Genomic DNA, 711 nt, shown 5'->3' with positions numbered 1-711 from the left:
TTTCCTTTTAAATCGCCGGGCCGTAGGACCGGTGTAGCCTCCTTTCTCGGCTACCGATATTTATCGCGAAATATATATATATATATCGATATGGATATATATCCCCCATATATTTTTATTATGTAAAAATATATGGGGACAATAAATGAACAATTTATTTTTCATTAATAAATTATTAATATATTAATACCATACAAACCAAAACCGACCCCAAACCGACCCCACGGGTCGGTTTGGTATATCTAAAGATGTACTATGGAAATAATAAGAATAAACCTCCGGAGATAATGGACAAATAATTATTGGATAAATTAATATATATATCCAATAATATAATACCACGATAATAAAACTCCTTTCCAGAATCGAACTGGAATACTATTATTAGAAGTAATATGCTCTACCGTTAAGCTAAAAGAGTAATATATATTAATAATAAAATATTACTTCTTATGATTTTATATGGGAATTTGCTATTTATTGGATTTGAACCAATATGCTTATCGCGGTGCCTCTTAAGAGCACTGTGTCTACCATTCCACCAAAATAGCAGATAAGGTCTGATGATACCAGCCCATAATTCATTATTATTAATATAATTTAATGAATTATTGAATTTGGAGATAATAAATAAAATTATTATTTAAATTACTTATATAAAGTCTGAGAAGATATATAAGTAATCTCTTAATTAATTTATTACTCATGAAA

General features: G+C 28.1%; 1 tRNA gene. It reads right to left on the bottom strand.

Annotated features, from left to right (window positions below):
• Positions 1-471: 471 nt before the first annotated feature.
• A tRNA-Leu gene (locus IE038_RS25615) sits at positions 472-551 on the bottom strand.
• Between the last annotated feature and the right edge of the window lie 160 nt (positions 552-711).

It is taken from the genome of Pseudomonas laurentiana, assembly GCF_014648275.1.
GTDB classification, from domain to species: Bacteria; Pseudomonadota; Gammaproteobacteria; order Pseudomonadales; family Pseudomonadaceae; genus Aquipseudomonas; species Aquipseudomonas laurentiana.
The sequence above is the reverse complement of the archived record's forward strand: the minus strand, read 5'-3'. Positions and strand labels throughout refer to the sequence as shown.